Origin of the sequence: Flavobacterium labens (assembly GCF_048286755.1) — a bacterium.
Taxonomy (GTDB): Bacteria; Bacteroidota; Bacteroidia; order Flavobacteriales; family Flavobacteriaceae; genus Flavobacterium.
This window is the reverse complement of the sequence record NZ_JBLVPL010000001.1, coordinates 835,317-851,347: the sequence shown is the minus strand read 5'-3', so window position 1 is coordinate 851,347 and position 16,031 is coordinate 835,317. Positions and strand designations below refer to the sequence as shown.

At 34.4% G+C, this 16,031-nt stretch carries 16 protein-coding genes and 1 pseudogene; 7 read left to right on the top strand and 10 right to left on the bottom strand.

Annotation, left to right across the window (positions count from 1 at the left end; all coding sequences use genetic code 11):
* Positions 1–88 precede the first annotated feature (88 nt).
* The gene (locus ACNQF8_RS03690) at positions 89–1,018 is read left to right on the top strand and encodes a helix-turn-helix domain-containing protein (protein WP_417950842.1); all 930 of its coding nucleotides are present in this window, start codon (positions 89–91) and stop codon (positions 1,016–1,018) included.
* Positions 1,019–1,118: 100 nt separating this feature from the next.
* Entirely contained in the window at positions 1,119–1,886 is a 768-nt protein-coding gene (locus ACNQF8_RS03685) for an SDR family NAD(P)-dependent oxidoreductase (RefSeq protein WP_417950841.1), read from the top strand.
* 98 nt (positions 1,887–1,984) lie between these two features.
* Here ACNQF8_RS03685 and ACNQF8_RS03680 read toward each other — a convergent pair.
* The 5 genes and pseudogenes from ACNQF8_RS03680 to ACNQF8_RS03660 form a co-directional block, all read right to left on the bottom strand.
* Positions 1,985–2,074, bottom strand: a pseudogene (locus ACNQF8_RS03680) (aspartate kinase); the annotation flags it as partial.
* Positions 2,071–2,532 (bottom strand): T9SS type A sorting domain-containing protein, encoded by a 462-nt coding sequence (locus ACNQF8_RS03675; RefSeq protein ID WP_417953095.1) that lies wholly within the window; start codon positions 2,530–2,532, stop codon positions 2,071–2,073. The pseudogene ACNQF8_RS03680 and the gene ACNQF8_RS03675, both read right to left, overlap by 4 nt.
* A 937-nt stretch (positions 2,533–3,469) precedes the next feature.
* Complete coding sequence (locus ACNQF8_RS03670; RefSeq protein ID WP_315206009.1) at positions 3,470–4,126, bottom strand: aspartate kinase; 657 nt, start codon at positions 4,124–4,126, stop codon at positions 3,470–3,472.
* Between the two features lie 110 nt (positions 4,127–4,236).
* Complete coding sequence (locus ACNQF8_RS03665; protein WP_417950840.1) at positions 4,237–4,596, bottom strand: YraN family protein; 360 nt, start codon at positions 4,594–4,596, stop codon at positions 4,237–4,239.
* Between the two features lie 68 nt (positions 4,597–4,664).
* Complete coding sequence (locus ACNQF8_RS03660) at positions 4,665–5,561, bottom strand: S66 peptidase family protein (RefSeq protein WP_417951286.1); 897 nt, start codon at positions 5,559–5,561, stop codon at positions 4,665–4,667.
* Positions 5,562–5,831: 270 nt separating this feature from the next.
* Here ACNQF8_RS03660 and ACNQF8_RS03655 point away from each other — a divergent pair, with 270 nt between their 5' ends.
* The 3 genes from ACNQF8_RS03655 to amaB all read left to right on the top strand — a co-directional run bounded on the left by ACNQF8_RS03655 (position 5,832) and on the right by amaB (position 9,338).
* Positions 5,832–6,944: an endonuclease/exonuclease/phosphatase family protein gene (locus ACNQF8_RS03655; RefSeq protein ID WP_417952912.1), complete on the top strand. Its 1,113-nt coding sequence runs from the start codon at positions 5,832–5,834 to the stop codon at positions 6,942–6,944.
* A 95-nt stretch (positions 6,945–7,039) separates the two neighbouring features.
* The gene (locus tag ACNQF8_RS03650; RefSeq protein WP_417950838.1) at positions 7,040–7,579 is read left to right on the top strand and encodes a 3-hydroxyanthranilate 3,4-dioxygenase; all 540 of its coding nucleotides are present in this window, start codon (positions 7,040–7,042) and stop codon (positions 7,577–7,579) included.
* 205 nt (positions 7,580–7,784) lie between these two features.
* Positions 7,785–9,338, top strand: a complete 1,554-nt coding sequence (gene amaB / locus ACNQF8_RS03645) for an L-piperidine-6-carboxylate dehydrogenase (protein WP_121364136.1) — start codon at positions 7,785–7,787, stop codon at positions 9,336–9,338.
* Positions 9,339–9,431: 93 nt separating this feature from the next.
* Here the strand turns inward: amaB and ACNQF8_RS03640 are convergent, their stop codons facing one another.
* On the bottom strand, positions 9,432–9,929 hold the full coding sequence (locus ACNQF8_RS03640; RefSeq protein ID WP_417950837.1) for a DUF6646 family protein: 498 nt from the start codon (positions 9,927–9,929) through the stop codon (positions 9,432–9,434).
* A gap of 43 nt (positions 9,930–9,972) precedes the next feature.
* The gene (locus ACNQF8_RS03635) at positions 9,973–10,698 is read right to left on the bottom strand and encodes a metallophosphoesterase family protein (protein WP_315206031.1); all 726 of its coding nucleotides are present in this window, start codon (positions 10,696–10,698) and stop codon (positions 9,973–9,975) included.
* A gap of 422 nt (positions 10,699–11,120) precedes the next feature.
* Here ACNQF8_RS03635 and ACNQF8_RS03630 point away from each other — a divergent pair, with 422 nt between their 5' ends.
* Positions 11,121–11,897 carry an alpha/beta hydrolase family protein gene (locus ACNQF8_RS03630; RefSeq protein ID WP_417950836.1) on the top strand — a complete coding sequence of 259 codons (777 nt, stop codon included), beginning with the start codon at positions 11,121–11,123 and terminating at the stop codon, positions 11,895–11,897.
* Positions 11,898–11,907: 10 nt separating this feature from the next.
* Here the strand turns inward: ACNQF8_RS03630 and ACNQF8_RS03625 are convergent, their stop codons facing one another.
* The 3 genes from ACNQF8_RS03625 to ACNQF8_RS03615 all read right to left on the bottom strand — a co-directional run bounded on the left by ACNQF8_RS03625 (position 11,908) and on the right by ACNQF8_RS03615 (position 14,801).
* Positions 11,908–13,047, bottom strand: a complete 1,140-nt coding sequence (locus tag ACNQF8_RS03625) for an ATP-binding protein (RefSeq protein ID WP_417951285.1) — start codon at positions 13,045–13,047, stop codon at positions 11,908–11,910.
* A 75-nt stretch (positions 13,048–13,122) separates the two neighbouring features.
* Positions 13,123–13,878, bottom strand: a complete 756-nt coding sequence (locus tag ACNQF8_RS03620) for an SDR family NAD(P)-dependent oxidoreductase (protein WP_417950835.1) — start codon at positions 13,876–13,878, stop codon at positions 13,123–13,125.
* Positions 13,879–13,928: 50 nt separating this feature from the next.
* Entirely contained in the window at positions 13,929–14,801 is an 873-nt protein-coding gene (locus tag ACNQF8_RS03615; RefSeq protein ID WP_417950834.1) for an aldo/keto reductase, read from the bottom strand.
* Positions 14,802–15,013: 212 nt separating this feature from the next.
* Here ACNQF8_RS03615 and ACNQF8_RS03610 point away from each other — a divergent pair, with 212 nt between their 5' ends.
* Positions 15,014–16,018, top strand: a complete 1,005-nt coding sequence (locus ACNQF8_RS03610; RefSeq protein ID WP_417950833.1) for an AAA family ATPase — start codon at positions 15,014–15,016, stop codon at positions 16,016–16,018.
* The last annotated feature ends 13 nt before the right edge of the window (positions 16,019–16,031 follow it).

Below are 16,031 nucleotides of genomic sequence, written 5' to 3'. Positions count from 1 at the left end.
TTGTAAATGATCCTAATTGTAAAAAAACCAATCTTATTATGATTGGTTTTTTTATTTCTTATATTTGATTTTTACAAATTCATTCTCAATGAAATTAAAATCAATAGATGAGTTTTACCAGGAAATCTCTGGAGACTCTGTTACAGATCCGAGCACATTATTGCCAAAAGGTATTCAAAAAGAAATTGGTCATTTCAATGTTTTTAGTATCAAAGAACTTTATGAAAGGCTAAAGGATAAGTCATTTATGCCTTATGACCGGAGAGCGTATTATAAAATAAGCTTGATACGAGGAAAAAACAGAGCTGAATATGCAGATAAAATAATTGACATTGAAAAGAATGCTCTTTTATTTGCTACGCCAAAAATCCCCTATCATTATGTTCCTCTAGACACGCAGCAGTCGGGAAATTTTTGTGTTTTTACGAGCGAGTTTTTAACAAAAGATAAAAGCGGAATTGTACTTGACGAGCTTCCTATTTTTAAATCAGATGGCTATCCTATTTTTGAACTCTCTGATGAGGATGCAATAGAAATTGACTTGATATTCAAAAAGATACATAAAGAAATCAATTCTGATTATGTGTATAAATACGATTTGATTCGGAATTATGTGGCAGAGTTAATACACTTTGGACAGAAATTGCAACCTATAACCGCCTTATATTCAAAACACAATTCGGCAGCAAGAGTATCTTCCTTGTTTGTGGAACTATTGGAAAGACAATTCCCGATTGAGTCGCCTCGTCAACGATTAGAATTGAAATCGGCCAAAGATTTTGCAGCTCGTTTGTCCGTGCATGTCAACCATTTGAATAAAGTTTTAAAAGAGAACACAGGTAAAACGACTACTGAATTAATCAGTGACCGATTGATTCATGAAGCTAAGATACTTTTAAAAGAAACCGATTGGAACATTTCGGAAATCGCCTATTCACTTGGCTTTGAAGAGTTGGCACATTTTTCTAATTTTTTCAAAAAGCAAACAACTTTGACACCTATATCTTTTAGGGTTTAAATAATTTGATTTGAATTTTGCAAACTCTGGATTGATATTTACAATTGACAAGCTTAATATCGGAATTAATTTTGCAGTATTAATTTAAAACAATTTAAACATGGAAATCAATAACAGTAAAATAGCATTAGTTACCGGAGGAAGCCGCGGATTAGGAAAAGACATGGCTTTAAGTCTTGCCAAAAAAGGGCTTGATGTAATCCTAACGTACAACAGCAAAAAAGACGAAGCGGATGATGTTGTATCCGAAATCGAAAAAATGGGACAAAAAGCAGCAGCCATTCAATTGAATGTTGCCGATGTGAGTAGTTTTGATTTGTTTTTTCAAAATGTAGCGAGCGCTTTAAAAAGCGCTTTTGGTGCTGAAAAAATGGATTTTTTAATCAACAATGCTGGTGTTGGTCTTCACGAAAGTTTTGCGACAACAAGTACAACTCAATTTGATGATTTGGTTAATATTCAATTTAAAGGACCCTTTTTTCTGACTCAAAAAGCTTTGGAGCTACTAAACGATGGTGGTGGAATTGTAAATATTTCGTCAGGATTGACCCGTTTTTCATTTCCGGGATATTCAACTTATGCAAGTATGAAAGGCGCGATGGAAACCTTGACTAAATACCAAGCGAAAGAATTGGGCGAAAGAAAAATCAGAGTCAATATAGTGGCTCCAGGCGCAATAGAAACTGATTTTGGCGGAGGTGCAGTTCGGGATAATGAGCAATTAAATCAAATGATTGCTTCGTTGACGGCATTAGGACGAGTAGGTTTGCCAGATGATATTGGAAGCGTAGTTGCCTTTTTGTGTACCGATGATGCTAAATGGGTAAATGGACAACGTTTAGAAGTTTCGGGTGGAACGAATTTGTAATTTTAAACTGCTGTTTAGAAATGCAGTAACGGAATATTATTTTATAAAAAAGCTTCCAGTCTTCAAAAGGCTGGAAGCTTTGTTGATAACGGAATTTTCTAATTTTTCAAATCCTTAATCACTTTAAAAGTCATATCCACTTGGTCTTCACTTACTAGTATGGTATATTCATTTGAAGTCGAAATTATTCTATAATAATTTTTTGACTCGAAATGATTCCATTGCTCTTGATTTTAAGAATATAGACTCCTTTTATAAGGTCCGATAGATCAATAGTATTATTAGCAGAAGGATAATTAAACGAAATGATTTTTACTGTTTTTCCTTCCATGTTGTTAACTGTTATTTTTTCTAAAATCAAGTTATTTATATATAGTTGTCCTTTGGTTGGATTAGGGTAAATTGTTGATTTATCAATCGCAATATCTGCAGTTGATAAATTTTGGCAAATAGCATTATATTTTGCAGTCGAATCTTTTAGATTAAACCAATTTGTTTCTGAATAAGTTGTATCATCAACTTGAATGCAAGTTAAATATAGGTTATTTCTGAAGCTTGTTGGGGGTGTTTGAAAATTTTTGTTGTTTCCATTTTTTAAATTGAGAGTAGTCAATTTGTTGGACTCACAATTCAAAACTTTTAACATTGTATTTTTTGAAATATCTAATTTGTTTAGCAAATTATCATAACACGCCAAAGAAGTTAATAAGGTATTCTGGGAAAGATCTATATTTTGTAATTTATTTGAACCAAAGTTAAGTTGGTCTAAGTAAATACAGTTGTTAACATTCAAATTTGTTATAATGTTGTTATAGCAAGAAAAAAAAGTGAGATTTATATTATTTGAAACGTCTAAGGAAGCTAAATTATTATTTGTTGTGGTTAAATTTTTTAATAACGTATTTTTAGTAATATTTAAATCAGTCAGAATGTTACTACTACAATCAATATCTGTAATTTTAATATTTTTGTAAAAGTCTAAAGTTTTAATTTGATTATCGGAGCAATTTAATATTGTTAGATTTTCGTTTTGTGAAATATCAAGGCTTGATATTCTGTTCTGACCACAGTTTACTTCTATCAGAAGTACATTTTTAGAAAGATCTAAACTTGTTAATTGATTTAAATTGCAAAAAAGTTTTTTTAATGAAGTATTTTTAGATAAATCGATAGTAGTGAGTTTGTTCAAATAACATTGTAGTATTTCTAAATTCACAAAGTCTTGAATACCTGTTAGGTCAGTTATATTTTGACTTCCAATATATAAAGATTTAATCGTATTAATATTTGAAGTTAAAACTTTTCCGTCTTTTGCTCCAGTGTCAACACCTGAGTTAATTAAATATTGCTCAAAATTACCATCTGGAATTGAGGTATACTGGCCTACCATTTGTATGGTAAGAAATAAAAAAAGAATAATTTGAAGTTTTTTCATGAAAAAATGTATTTTTTGCAATTTAACATTTTTTTTAAATAAATAATGTAAACTTACACCGTTTAAGACTCAATTATTAATTGTTTAAATAAAAAAGGGATTGGTTTTTCAAAAACTAATCCCTTTTTTATTTAAATGATAAACTTATCTAATTCTTCAAATCCTTAATTACTTTAAAAGCAACATCAACTTGTTCTTCACTCACTAAAATAGTGAACTCATTAGAAGTCGAAATTACTTCGTTTATGATAATTCCTTCCCAAGCCAAACGTTGAAAAATGAAATAGTAAATCCCAGGAACGACAATGTTTTCTTTAGGTAATTTTACCGTAATCGAAGCTAGATTGTCTAATTTCTGAATCAGTTTTTCAGTAGCAAAATGCTTGTCTACTAAGTGATTGATGCTGTTACTAACCACAATGTTGGTTTCGTTCACTCCTCTGGATGAAGTGTAAAAAATATCCGGTAACGTATTGATATCTGCAATTAAATCTGCTTGTTTATTTAAAACAGTATCGGATGCAGCAAAAGTATAATCCGTCAAGGCCGAACGAACGGTGATTTCCCCAATGTTTTTGATGACTTTATTAATCTTATGATTTAACCTGAAATCTAGTTCTTCTGTTAGTCTTTTTAAAGCCATAACAACCGCACCTTGTTTTACTTCCTTGCCAAATTCACTTTCTAATTCGGTCATTATGTTTCGGGATAATGAGGTCAGATTAATGATGCCTAATGATAGTGCATTTAGCAAAAAAGGCTTTGTTTTAATGTAGTTTTCTACAATGGAAGAAACAGTTTTCATGATGTAATTTTTTTTAGTTGGTTGTTATTTTACGCGTAGTTAGTGTGTAAATATGACGCAAATATAAATAAAAAACAATTTGTTACAAATATAACATCAAGAAAAAACGTTTAAAAGTGATAAAAAGCATCGATAAGATGCTCAATTACAAAAGATTTCCCTTCTTTATGGATAGCTATAATGTCAAAACGGACTTCAATATCTAAATCTCTTTCGTTGACAAACGCATCAACAGCCTTCACAAGAAGCTGGATTTTTTTTGGTTTTACAAAATCTTGTGGCAAGCCAAATTCTAATGAGGAACGGGTTTTGACTTCAACTATGGCCAGTGTATTTCCTTTTTGGGCAATAATGTCTATTTCGGCTTTTTGGAACGTCCAGTTCGTTTGCAAAATCGTGTAGCCGTCTTTCCGTAGAAATTCAACCGCCATTTCTTCTCCAAGTTTTCCGAGCTCGTTGTGTTCCGCCATTGAAAAATTTTGTTTTAAGTTTAAGGTTTCAAGTTTTTAAACTTCTGCAATCTTAAATCGAATTGTCTTTATTCAAAAACCAACGTACTGCATTTTTCATTGACATTCAGAGTCACTTTGTTCCCTAAAATCAATGCTCTATTATCTTGAATATGACCGGCCGGGAAATTATATAAGACGGGAATATTGTATTTTTTGGTAACATCCTCTATAATTTCAATGGCATTTTTACCCCATGGAATATCATTGTCCTTCATTTTTGTCATGGAACCCACAACAATTCCCTTGATGCTTTCCAGACAACCATTTCGCTTTAAATTCATCATCATGCGGTCAATATGATACAAATATTCGTCTAAATCTTCTATAAATAAGATTTTATCAGTACAATCAATCGCAGATGGTGAACCAAACAAGCTATATAGAATCGATAAATTTCCGCCCACTAATTCTCCGGTAGCTTTTCCGTGTCTGTTCATCAAGAAAGGATCTATTTCATAAGACAATTTTTCACCAAATAAAGCAATTCGCATGGTTTCAATCGCCTCTGGAGTTGCTCTAGGAGCGGTTATCGGCATGATTCCGTGAATGGATTTGTAACCCATTGTATTCAAATGATTGTGTAAAACAGTCACATCACTGAAACCAACAATCCATTTTGGATTTTTTTTGAACGCAGTAAAATCCAATAAATCAATCATTCTTACGGTTCCGTATCCGCCTTTTACACACCAGATTGCTTTGATGTTTGGATTATCCATTTGCTGCTGAAAATCGGCGGCACGCTGTTCGTCGGTTCCAGCTAATTGGTCGTTGTCTAAACCTATTGTATTTCCAATGACTACTGCTAAACCCCAACTTTTCAATAAAGCAATAGCGGGTTTCAAGTTGTCATCTGTATTTTTTCTGGCTGTTGCCAAAATAGCTACTGTATCTCCTTTTTGTAAACTTGGCGGTGTAATCATGTTGTGTTGGGCTTGGCTGTTGAAAGATTGTAAAACAAAAATAAGCATTAGAAATTGATATAAAACAGGACAGCGTAATGTAAAAGTAAATCGGTTTATGTTCATGCTTTAATGCTTTTCTGAAAAAATTCTAGTGGTATGGTCTTTAAATGATAAAAACAAAGATAGACAATTAGAAAATAATTTTAAGTTCAGGTTCAAATGACTATTTTTACAATAGCCAGATTCTAAAATGGAATCTAATTCACCGACTGGAAATAAATAATATTTATGAGAATTACGTATTGGATTCCTATTCTTTTTTTATTTTTTCCGTTGGTAAAATCAAATTCTCAACAGAAAAAATACGTTATTCATACCGTTGCGTTTTATAATTTCGAAAACCTTTTTGACACCATAAACGATCCAGATACTTTTGATGAAGAATGGACGCCAACAGGTTTGCAGCGATGGACCTATGATAAATACGAAAAGAAATTAAGCAACTTAGCCCGTGTTTTATCTGAAATAGGTTCAGCTGATAATACGGATTCACCTACATTTATTGGCGGATGCGAGATAGAAAATAGAGGCGTTTTAGAAGATTTAGTCAAACAACCCAAATTAATCGAGAAAGATTACGGGGTCATTCATTTTGATTCGCCTGACAAAAGAGGAATCGATGTGGCGCTCCTGTATCAGAAAAAGAAATTTCAGCCCACCAGTTACAGCAATATTCCGTTGTATATTTATAAAGTAAGCGGAAATACAAATGAAAATTCTAAAGCTAGTTCTGAAGATAAAACAGATGATGACCTGCAAATTAGTCCTAAGAATTATCGGGTTTACACTCGAGATCAACTTTTAGTAACGGGATTTCTGGACGGAGAGGAAATCAATATTATAGTCAATCACTGGCCATCACGTTCTGGTGGTGAGAAAAAATCTAGTCCGTTCCGAGAGGCCGCCGGCGCATTAAATCGAAAAATAATAGATTCGTTACAACGAATCAATCCAAATGCAAAAGTGATTACGTTGGGTGATTTGAATGATGGACCTTATAATAAAAGTGTCAAAATTGGGCTTGGCGCCAAAGCAAAAAAGTCTGATGTGCTTCCGTTTGGAATTTACAATCCATTCGAAGAAATGGCTAAAAAGGGATTTGGCACCATCGCATTTCGGGATGCTTGGGATGTTTTTGACCAAATAATGGTTTCAGAAACCTTATTACTAACGGATTATTCGAGCTTTCGGTATTGGAAAGCTGGAATTTACAATAAATCCTTTTTGATACAAAACAGCGGACAATATAAAGGCTATCCGTTGCGACATTCCAATACCGAAATAGGATTTAGTGACCATTTTCCCGTGTATATTTATTTGATTAAGGAAAAAAGATACTAAACCGCTCAGGTTCCATGCTATTGAGAAAATTATTATGTTCTATAATTTAAAATCTTAGTACCTTAGTACCATAGAAACTTTGAACCTCAGAAAAAATGGCAATTGCAAAACCCTTCAATCTCAATAAATGGATTAATGAAAACCGTCATCTTCTTAAACCACCTGTTGGCAATAGAAATTTGTACAGAGAATCCGGTGATTATATTGTTATGATTGTTGCGGGTCCAAACGCCCGAAAAGACTATCACTATAATGAAACCGAAGAATTGTTTTACCAACTTGAAGGGTCCATCAAAGTGATTATTCAAGAAGATGGTATGCGAAAAGAAATGGAATTGCATGCCGGTGATATGTATCTTCATCCTGCCAAAATCCCGCATTCTCCAGTGCGTTCAGAGGGTTCTATAGGGCTTGTCATCGAACGAAAAAGAGCAGGAAAAGGATATACTGATGGTTTATTGTGGTTTTGCGATAACTGTAATCACAAGCTGCACGAGGTTTATTTTGAATTGCATAATATCGAGAATGATTTCCTTCCTCATTTTGAACATTTTTATAATTCAGAAAAGTTGAGAACCTGCGAAAAATGCGGAACCATAATGGAAACCGACCCGAGATTTGTATCCAAAAAATAATTTAATTCCGAATTCAAAGTGGTTTTAGGAGCTAATCCCGCTATCCGTTCTATCTTTTGTAGTCTCGTAAAAAAACGAGACTACAAAAGGATGCCACTACTATCGGGGCTAAAAATCGTAAAATATAAAGTAGCAATGTTTAGTTTTTCACGTTAAATCAATATATTTGTAAAAAAATATAACAATTTTTAATAAAAAAGTTACAATGATAACAATAGCAGATCAATTCGGAATGAAGGAAGCATTGGCGCAATTGGGTGTAAAAGCCATAAATGAAGGAACATCAACTGGGATAAACCATTTTTCAAATGGGGAAATTCTTGAAAGTTATTCACCAGTTGACGGTCAGCTAATAGGTACTGTAAAAACAACTACGGCTGCTGATTATGAAAAAGTAATGCAAACCGCTACCGAGGCTTTTAAAACTTTCAAAGTAATGCCCGCGCCGCAACGTGGTGAAATCGTGCGTCAGTTTGGTGAAAAATTACGTAAAAACAAAGAAGCTTTAGGCAAATTAGTTTCCTACGAAATGGGGAAATCATTGCAAGAAGGATATGGCGAAGTTCAGGAAATGATAGATATCTGTGATTTTGCAGTTGGATTATCGCGTCAATTACACGGATTAACAATGCACTCCGAACGTCCGGGTCACAGAATGTATGAGCAATACCACCCAATGGGAGTTGTAGGTATTATTTCTGCCTTCAATTTTCCAGTTGCCGTTTGGGCTTGGAACACGGCTTTAGCTTGGATTTGTGGCGATGTTTGTGTTTGGAAACCATCTGAAAAAACACCACTTTGTGGAATTGCATGTCAAAATATTATTGCCGAAGTTATCAAAGAAAATAACCTTCCGGAAGGAATTTCCTGTTTGATAAATGGAGATTATAAAGTGGGTGAAATGATGACTAACGACAAGCGTGTGCCATTGATTTCTGCAACGGGTTCTACTCGTATGGGGAAAATTGTTGCGCAAGCAGTTGCAGGTCGTCTTGGAAAATCATTATTAGAATTAGGCGGAAACAACGCCATCATTGTAACTCCGGATGCTGATATCAAAATGACGGTTATTGGTGCTGTTTTTGGTGCGGTAGGAACTGCAGGACAACGTTGTACATCAACACGTCGTTTGATTATTCACGAAAGTATTTATGATAAAGTTAAAGATGCAATTGTATCAGCTTACAAACAATTACGTATTGGAAATCCTTTGGATGAAAATAACCATGTAGGCCCTGTAATTGATAAGCATGCTGTTGAAATGTACAATAAAGCATTAGAAAAAGTTGTTGCCGAAGGTGGGAAAATCCTCGTGGAAGGCGGCGTACTTTCTGGTGAAGGATTTGAAAGTGGTTGCTACGTAAAACCAGCAATTGCAGAAGCAGAGAATTCTTTCGAAATCGTACAACATGAAACTTTTGCGCCTGTTTTATATTTATTGAAATATTCAGGAACTGTGGAGAATGCTATCGCAATTCAAAACGGAGTGGCGCAAGGACTATCATCCGCTATTATGACAAACAATTTGCGTGAAGCAGAACTTTTCTTATCCGTAGTAGGTTCTGATTGTGGAATTGCAAACGTAAACATAGGAACTTCCGGTGCAGAAATTGGAGGTGCTTTTGGTGGTGAAAAAGAAACTGGAGGCGGAAGAGAATCAGGTTCTGACGCTTGGAAAGTATATATGAGAAGACAAACGAATACCATTAATTACACTACAAGTTTGCCATTGGCACAAGGAATCAAATTTGATTTGTAGTAATAAAATACAATAAACTAAAAAAGGCAATTTGAACTATTCAAATTGCCTTTTTTTATTAAAATTTCTTCGTAAACGTTGTGGATAATTGTTCTACAAATTGAAAGAAGCGCCAATATTAAACGTGAATTGGTTATTCAATTTGTCAAAGCCTACAGCATCTGTTTTATAACTTGCGATTGGAATTCCCGCTTCGGTGAAAATACCAAAACCTTCCGTAAAGAAATAACGGAATCCTAAATGCGCACCGAAATTTCTTAGTCCTAAATCTAATCCTGGATAAACATCCATTTTTGGATCAAATTGAAAAACATTCCCCAAGTTTGCATTGAATCGTCCTTTAATATCCATTCTGTCTCCAAAATCAGGTTTATTTCCCAAATCATCATTAGAAACCGATAACAAATAAGAAGTAACAAATCCGAATGACATGTTTTCACCAAGACCAAAATCAGAAGAAACACGAATTCCAGAACCTCCGTTTTGAATGTTGGCTCCAACATCAAATTTAACGTCACCTTTTCCTTTGAAAGCCTGTGCATTAATCAAGCCAATTGTCAATAACAATACTAATGTGGTAATCTTTTTCATACTTTTAATTATTTAAGTGGGTGCAAAAGTAGTTCAATAAAATCTAATTTCTTCCCTTTTCATCAAAATACAATTGGTTCAGAGGTTCACTTTGCCAGAATTCCTTGGTGTCAACATCCATAATCGTTAACGGACCTTTGAAAGCTGCGCCTGTATCCACATTCCAAACATTTGCTTTTTGAATCGGGGTTGTTTCGCCTATTCGGGTGACAGGCGTATGGCCAATATAAATTTCATTGTATAAAGTAAAACGTTTTGGATAGAAAAGATCATCCTTTTTTAAAGTGCGGTCTAATGCCAAAGCCGTTTCCCATAAGGTTCTGTCCCAATAAAAAAGCCCGGGAAAATATTCAAAATCGACACCGTTCATATTAGTAAAACCAGCATGAACAAACAGGCGACGTTGCTCATCTAGATGAAAATTTTCTAATGATTTCAAGAATTCAATATGCTTTTGCTTCGTTTCTGCGCTAACGGATTCGTAGGCCAAAACAGTCGCTTCACCACCATGTTTATACCACAACAGATTGTCTTTACTTTCGTCTAGCCATTCCAGCAATAAATCATCATGATTCCCGCGTATGCACACACAGTTCTGTTTGGTTTTCAAATCAATTATAAAATCGAGTACCTGAGGGGATTGGCTCCAACCATCAACATAATCTCCCAGAAAAATCAAGGTGTCGTTTTTAGTAACGTTGGCTCTCTCCATAATTTGGTGTAATGCTCGCAAACCACCGTGGATATCGCCTATAACAAGTGTTCTCATGTACTGAATGTTCTTTATTAGAATAAAAACAGCTAAAAATTAATGCTATTTTCAAGTCATAAAATTAAGTAAAAGAGAGGTTAAGTAGGCTTTTTTAACTTATTTTTTTTAATAAATTAAAAGTAGCGGTATTTTAAAGATTGTAATTTTTATTTAAATTTCAGTAGAAATTTCTTCGAAATTGTGTTTTAATCAATGAACAAAATATCACTGTTTTTGGTGATGGTTTTTTTTGTTTTTTAAGATTAACTTTACAAGAAATTAAATCTCTCGAAAATGAGTGCACTTCTTGCGTTAACGTTACTTTTGGCTAAAATGATCTGTGAGGTTTTAAAAGAATTATTAGCTTTGATTTAGAATTATAAATCAATACTTTCTTTTTCAAAACCATTTTTTCAATCAGATAAATGCTCAAAATTCACATGAAAATATACCTGCAAATATTGTTTTGTTTTCTGGTGTTAAGTTGTACGTCTAATAAAAAAGCAACAAATACCAAAGTCGATAATCAAGAATTTGAGGTCAAGTCAGATAGCGCCAATTGGCTGGATAGTTCCAGAAACAGATTAATTCCGGTAGCGTTTTATTCCCCTATTGTAAACGAAAAAATTAGAAATCAACAGCTGGTAATTGTGAGTCACGGATATGGAGAAAATAAACCTGGCGCAAATAAATCGTATTCATACTTAACAAAAAAATTAGCATCCAAAGGCTATTTTGTAGTGAGTATTCACCATGAATTACCAACCGATGATTTGTTGCCTTTGACAGGAATTCCTCAAGTTGTAAGACGATCAAATTGGGAAAGAGGAGCAGAGAATATCCTATTTGTTCTGAATGAATTGAAAAAAATAAAACCAGAATTAGATTTCAAACATGTAAACTTAATTGGACATTCTAATGGAGGTGATATGACGGTTTTGTTTGCTCATAAATACCCAAATTTGGCAGATAAAATAATTTCTTTAGACAACCGCAGAATGGAATTACCCAGAACTTCTCAGCCTAAAATCTACTCGCTTCGTTCCAGCGACCAGTCTGCTGATGAGGGAGTTTTGCCTACTGTTGCAGAGCAGAAAAAGTTTGGGATAAAAATCATTAAACTCCCGAATACCATTCATAATGATATGAATGACAGAGGAAATAAAAGACAAAAAAGAGAAATTAACACCTATATAATGGATTTTCTTAGGGAATGAAATAGTGTACTTACTGCACATCATATTTCATTTTTCTCAAAATTCGCAACGCTTCTTTAAACGATAAATATATGGGTATGAAAGGTTTTAAAAGCACTTTGGCATCAATCAGTTTTTGCTTGGCTTCTTCAAAACCGTTGAGGTAACAAATCATAAAAGTGGAAGGTAAATTCTCTAAATCTTTGTGCTCCCGCTCGGACAATGAAAGTCCTTTTTGCAGTTTTTTCAGCAAAGCAATATTAGCATTGTAAATATGGAATAACATTTTTTTGTTGAATTCCGGCGGCTGAAAAAGCATCTCTCTTTCAATTTTATAATAGCCATTATCATGAAAATGAATCGTCTGTTTTTCTAAAGGATAATAGCTCGTTTTGTCGTTTAAACCCAAAGGAACATATTCAATAATGGTAAAAGTGTCTTCGTCAAAAGTAATTTCGACCACATCTTGAGCCGAATAAAATAGCTTGATTTGTTCATTGATCAATTCAATATCAACACGTGACAAATACGTTTTCTCACGAGATTTTTTGGCAATTCCAGCCCAGCAAATCACAAATAATTCTTTGAATACTTTATACTTTGGCGCCATATCCTTGTGGCGAAAATTCATGAAATCAATCACGCCATCGAGTGTGTATTCGATGCTGTTTCTGGAGTTGTTTTCGATGCCAATTACGGTTTCAGTATTCTGGTAATTTTTTTCAATTTCGCCTTCAACCGGCATTGTGTTACTGCCTCGCCGTATAAAAATACTGTTGGCAGGAATCGTATGAATTCCTTTTTTGAAATAGGAAGTTTTGCTTTTTGGCTTGACCGTTACCAATCCGATAACTTTATCTTTTGGCAAATTTGGGAATGGCACATTTTCGTACTGAATTTTCGGAGGATTCTCCAGATAGGCATTCACTAAATTCTGAATCCGACTGTCATCAAAAAAATCATCGCCCACAATAGTATTATCTTGGTCTTCAACACCCACGACGATATAGGAATTGTTTGTAGGATTCGAGTTAGACAGTGCACAAATGTGTTTTAAAAATTTTGCTTTTCCTTCCCGTGTATGTAAATTCAACTGACGCTTTTTATCATAAAAACTACTCTCATCATTGTGAGCAAGCAGATTCTTGATGAGAATACGTTTGTTGATCATCATTATTGATTATTATATTTTTTAGACAGTTGGATTCTTAGACTTTCTAAAAATCCAACAATCTAAAAATCCAATTTAAATATCTCTTTTTAAAATAGTCGCTGCGGCTTGTGCTGTTGGCAACACCATCAAATCGGCAATATTTACATGGTACGGTCTGGAAACTACAAAGTGAATAATATCAGCAATGTCTTCTGGATGTAATGGTTCAAAACCTTTGTAAACATTGGCGGCTCTGTCTGCATCACCTTTGAAACGCACTTCGCTAAATTCTGTTTCTACGGCACCAGGATGAATGGCGCCAACACGAATTCCGTAAGGATTCAAGTCCATCCTCATGGCTTGGTTCAAGGCGTCAACTGCATGTTTGGAGGCACAATATACGTTTCCGTTTGGATATACTTCTTTTCCGGCGATGGAACCAATGTTGATAATATGACCTGATTTTTGTTCTATCATTTGTGGTATTACAGCTTTCGAAACATATAAAAGTCCTTTGACATTGATGTCAATCATGGCGTCCCAATCGTCTAAATCCCCGTTTTGAATGGGATCTAAACCATGCGCATTTCCTGCATTATTAATCAAAACATCAATCTTGGAAAAGTCTTCTGGGATGGAATTAATACTTTCAAAAACCACTTTTTTGTCTCGAACATCAAAGGATAATGCATGCACTTCCGTAAATGCTGAAAGTTCTTTTTTGAGTTCAATTAATCGGTCTTCACGGCGTCCGCAAAGAATAATTTTATAGTTATTTTTAGCTAATATTTGTGCTGTCGCTTTACCAATTCCGCTGGTGGCTCCAGTTATTAGGGCTGTTTTACTCATGAGTCTTTTTTCTGTTTGTGATTTTAAAGTTGCTGAACTGAACACTATTCTTAGGCTACATCATTCCCCATGCTTTCGGTCCAAATGGCAAACCAATCTTCTTTGTCTAATTCTAATTCTACGGCTTTCATCAATGATTGAATTCGGGCCACATTTACGGTTCCTGCAATAGGAATAACTTGCGCCGGATGTTTTAAAATCCAGGAAAGCAAAATCGTATCAGAGCCAAAATGGTATTTTGAAACCAAAGTCGCCAGTAATTTTTTCAATCGTCTGGTTTGTGGAATATCTTTTCTAAAAACTGACCCCAGTGGATTCCAAGACATCGGACGAATGTTGTTTGCTTGCATGTAATCAAAACTACCATCGATCATAGGCTCGAAATTAGTGGCCGAAAATTGTACTTGATTGTACAAAACTTCTGTTTTTTGACGAATCAATTCGGTTTGTGTAGCTGTGAAATTAGAAAGTCCAAAATCAATAATTTTTCCATCTGATTTTAGTTTCAAAACCGCTTCTGCAATTTCATCGGCTTGCATTAATGGGCTGGGTCTGTGTAGTAAAAGAACATCCAAATAATCGGTGTGTAGGTTTTTTAAGGAGTTTTCAACAGACCAAACAATGTAATCTTTTGAATATTCATAATGTTTTATAGTGTTGACGCGGTTTTCCGTGACCATTTGGATGCCACATTTGGATATTAATTGCATTTTTTCTCTGGCAATTTTACTCGAGGCAAAGGCTTTTCCAAAATCAGATTCGGTGGTATAATCACCATATATATCGGCATGATCGAAAGTAGTAATTTTGTTTTCCAAGCATACATTAATCATGTTTTCCATTTCTTTGGTATTGAGATTTTTATCCCATATTCCCCAATTCATGACACCCGCTACAATAGGCGATAATTTTGTTTTATTCATGGTTTTTATTTTTTATTGAAATTCATAATTCTGCTATTTCAAAGTATATTTTTCAAAGTTCTTAAAAATATAAAAATTGTATCATAATTAGTCCTTAAAATTAGCGCTTTTGTCGAAGTTTTAACCATTTTTTAACATCTTACTTCTAAAAAAAAATTGAATTTGCACCATCAAAACAAAGGCATTAAATTCAAGGTTTTAAAAATAATAAAATGGAAGAAAATACAGCGACTTTAGACATCAGGGCAATCAATGAAAAAATTGAAAGAGAGAGTGCTTTTATAGACCTTCTCACAATGGAAATGAACAAGGTTATCGTAGGTCAAAAGCACATGGTGGAGCGTTTGTTAATTGGACTTTTGGGTCAAGGACATATTTTATTGGAAGGTGTTCCCGGATTAGCAAAAACTTTAGCGATAAATACTCTTTCACAAGCCGTTCAAGGATCTTTCAGTAGAATACAATTTACACCAGATTTATTGCCAGCCGATGTTGTGGGAACAATGATCTACAACATTAAGTCAAATGAATTCTCGATAAAAAAAGGGCCAATCTTCGCTAATTTCGTCCTTGCTGATGAGATTAACCGTGCTCCTGCCAAAGTACAATCGGCATTACTGGAAGCCATGCAGGAAAAGCAAGTGACTATTGGTGATACGACTTTTAAACTAGACCGACCATTTTTAGTATTGGCTACGCAAAATCCAATTGAGCAAGAAGGTACTTATCAGTTACCTGAAGCGCAAGTCGATCGTTTTATGTTGAAAACGGTTATCGATTATCCAAAAATGGAAGATGAGCGTTTAGTGATTCGTCAAAATCTAAAGGGAAGTTATGAAAAAGTAAATCCTGTAGTTTCAGTGGAACAAATTTTACGCGCTCAAGAAGCAGTTCGCGAAGTTTACATGGATGAAAAAATAGAAAAATACATACTTGATATCATTTTTGCCACGCGTTATCCAGAGAAATATAAATTGGCTGATTTGAAACCATTAATCAGTTTTGGAGCGTCACCTCGTGGAAGTATCAATTTGGCGAATGCCGCAAAATGCTACGCTTTTATCAAACGTCGCGGCTATGTAATTCCAGAAGATGTTCGTGCTGTAGTTCATGATGTATTGCGTCATAGAATTGGAGTTACCTACGAAGCCGAAGCTGAAAACATTACTTCAGTAGATATCATTAACAAAATTGTAAACGAAGTAGAAGTACCTTAAAGTTTGTTTAAGG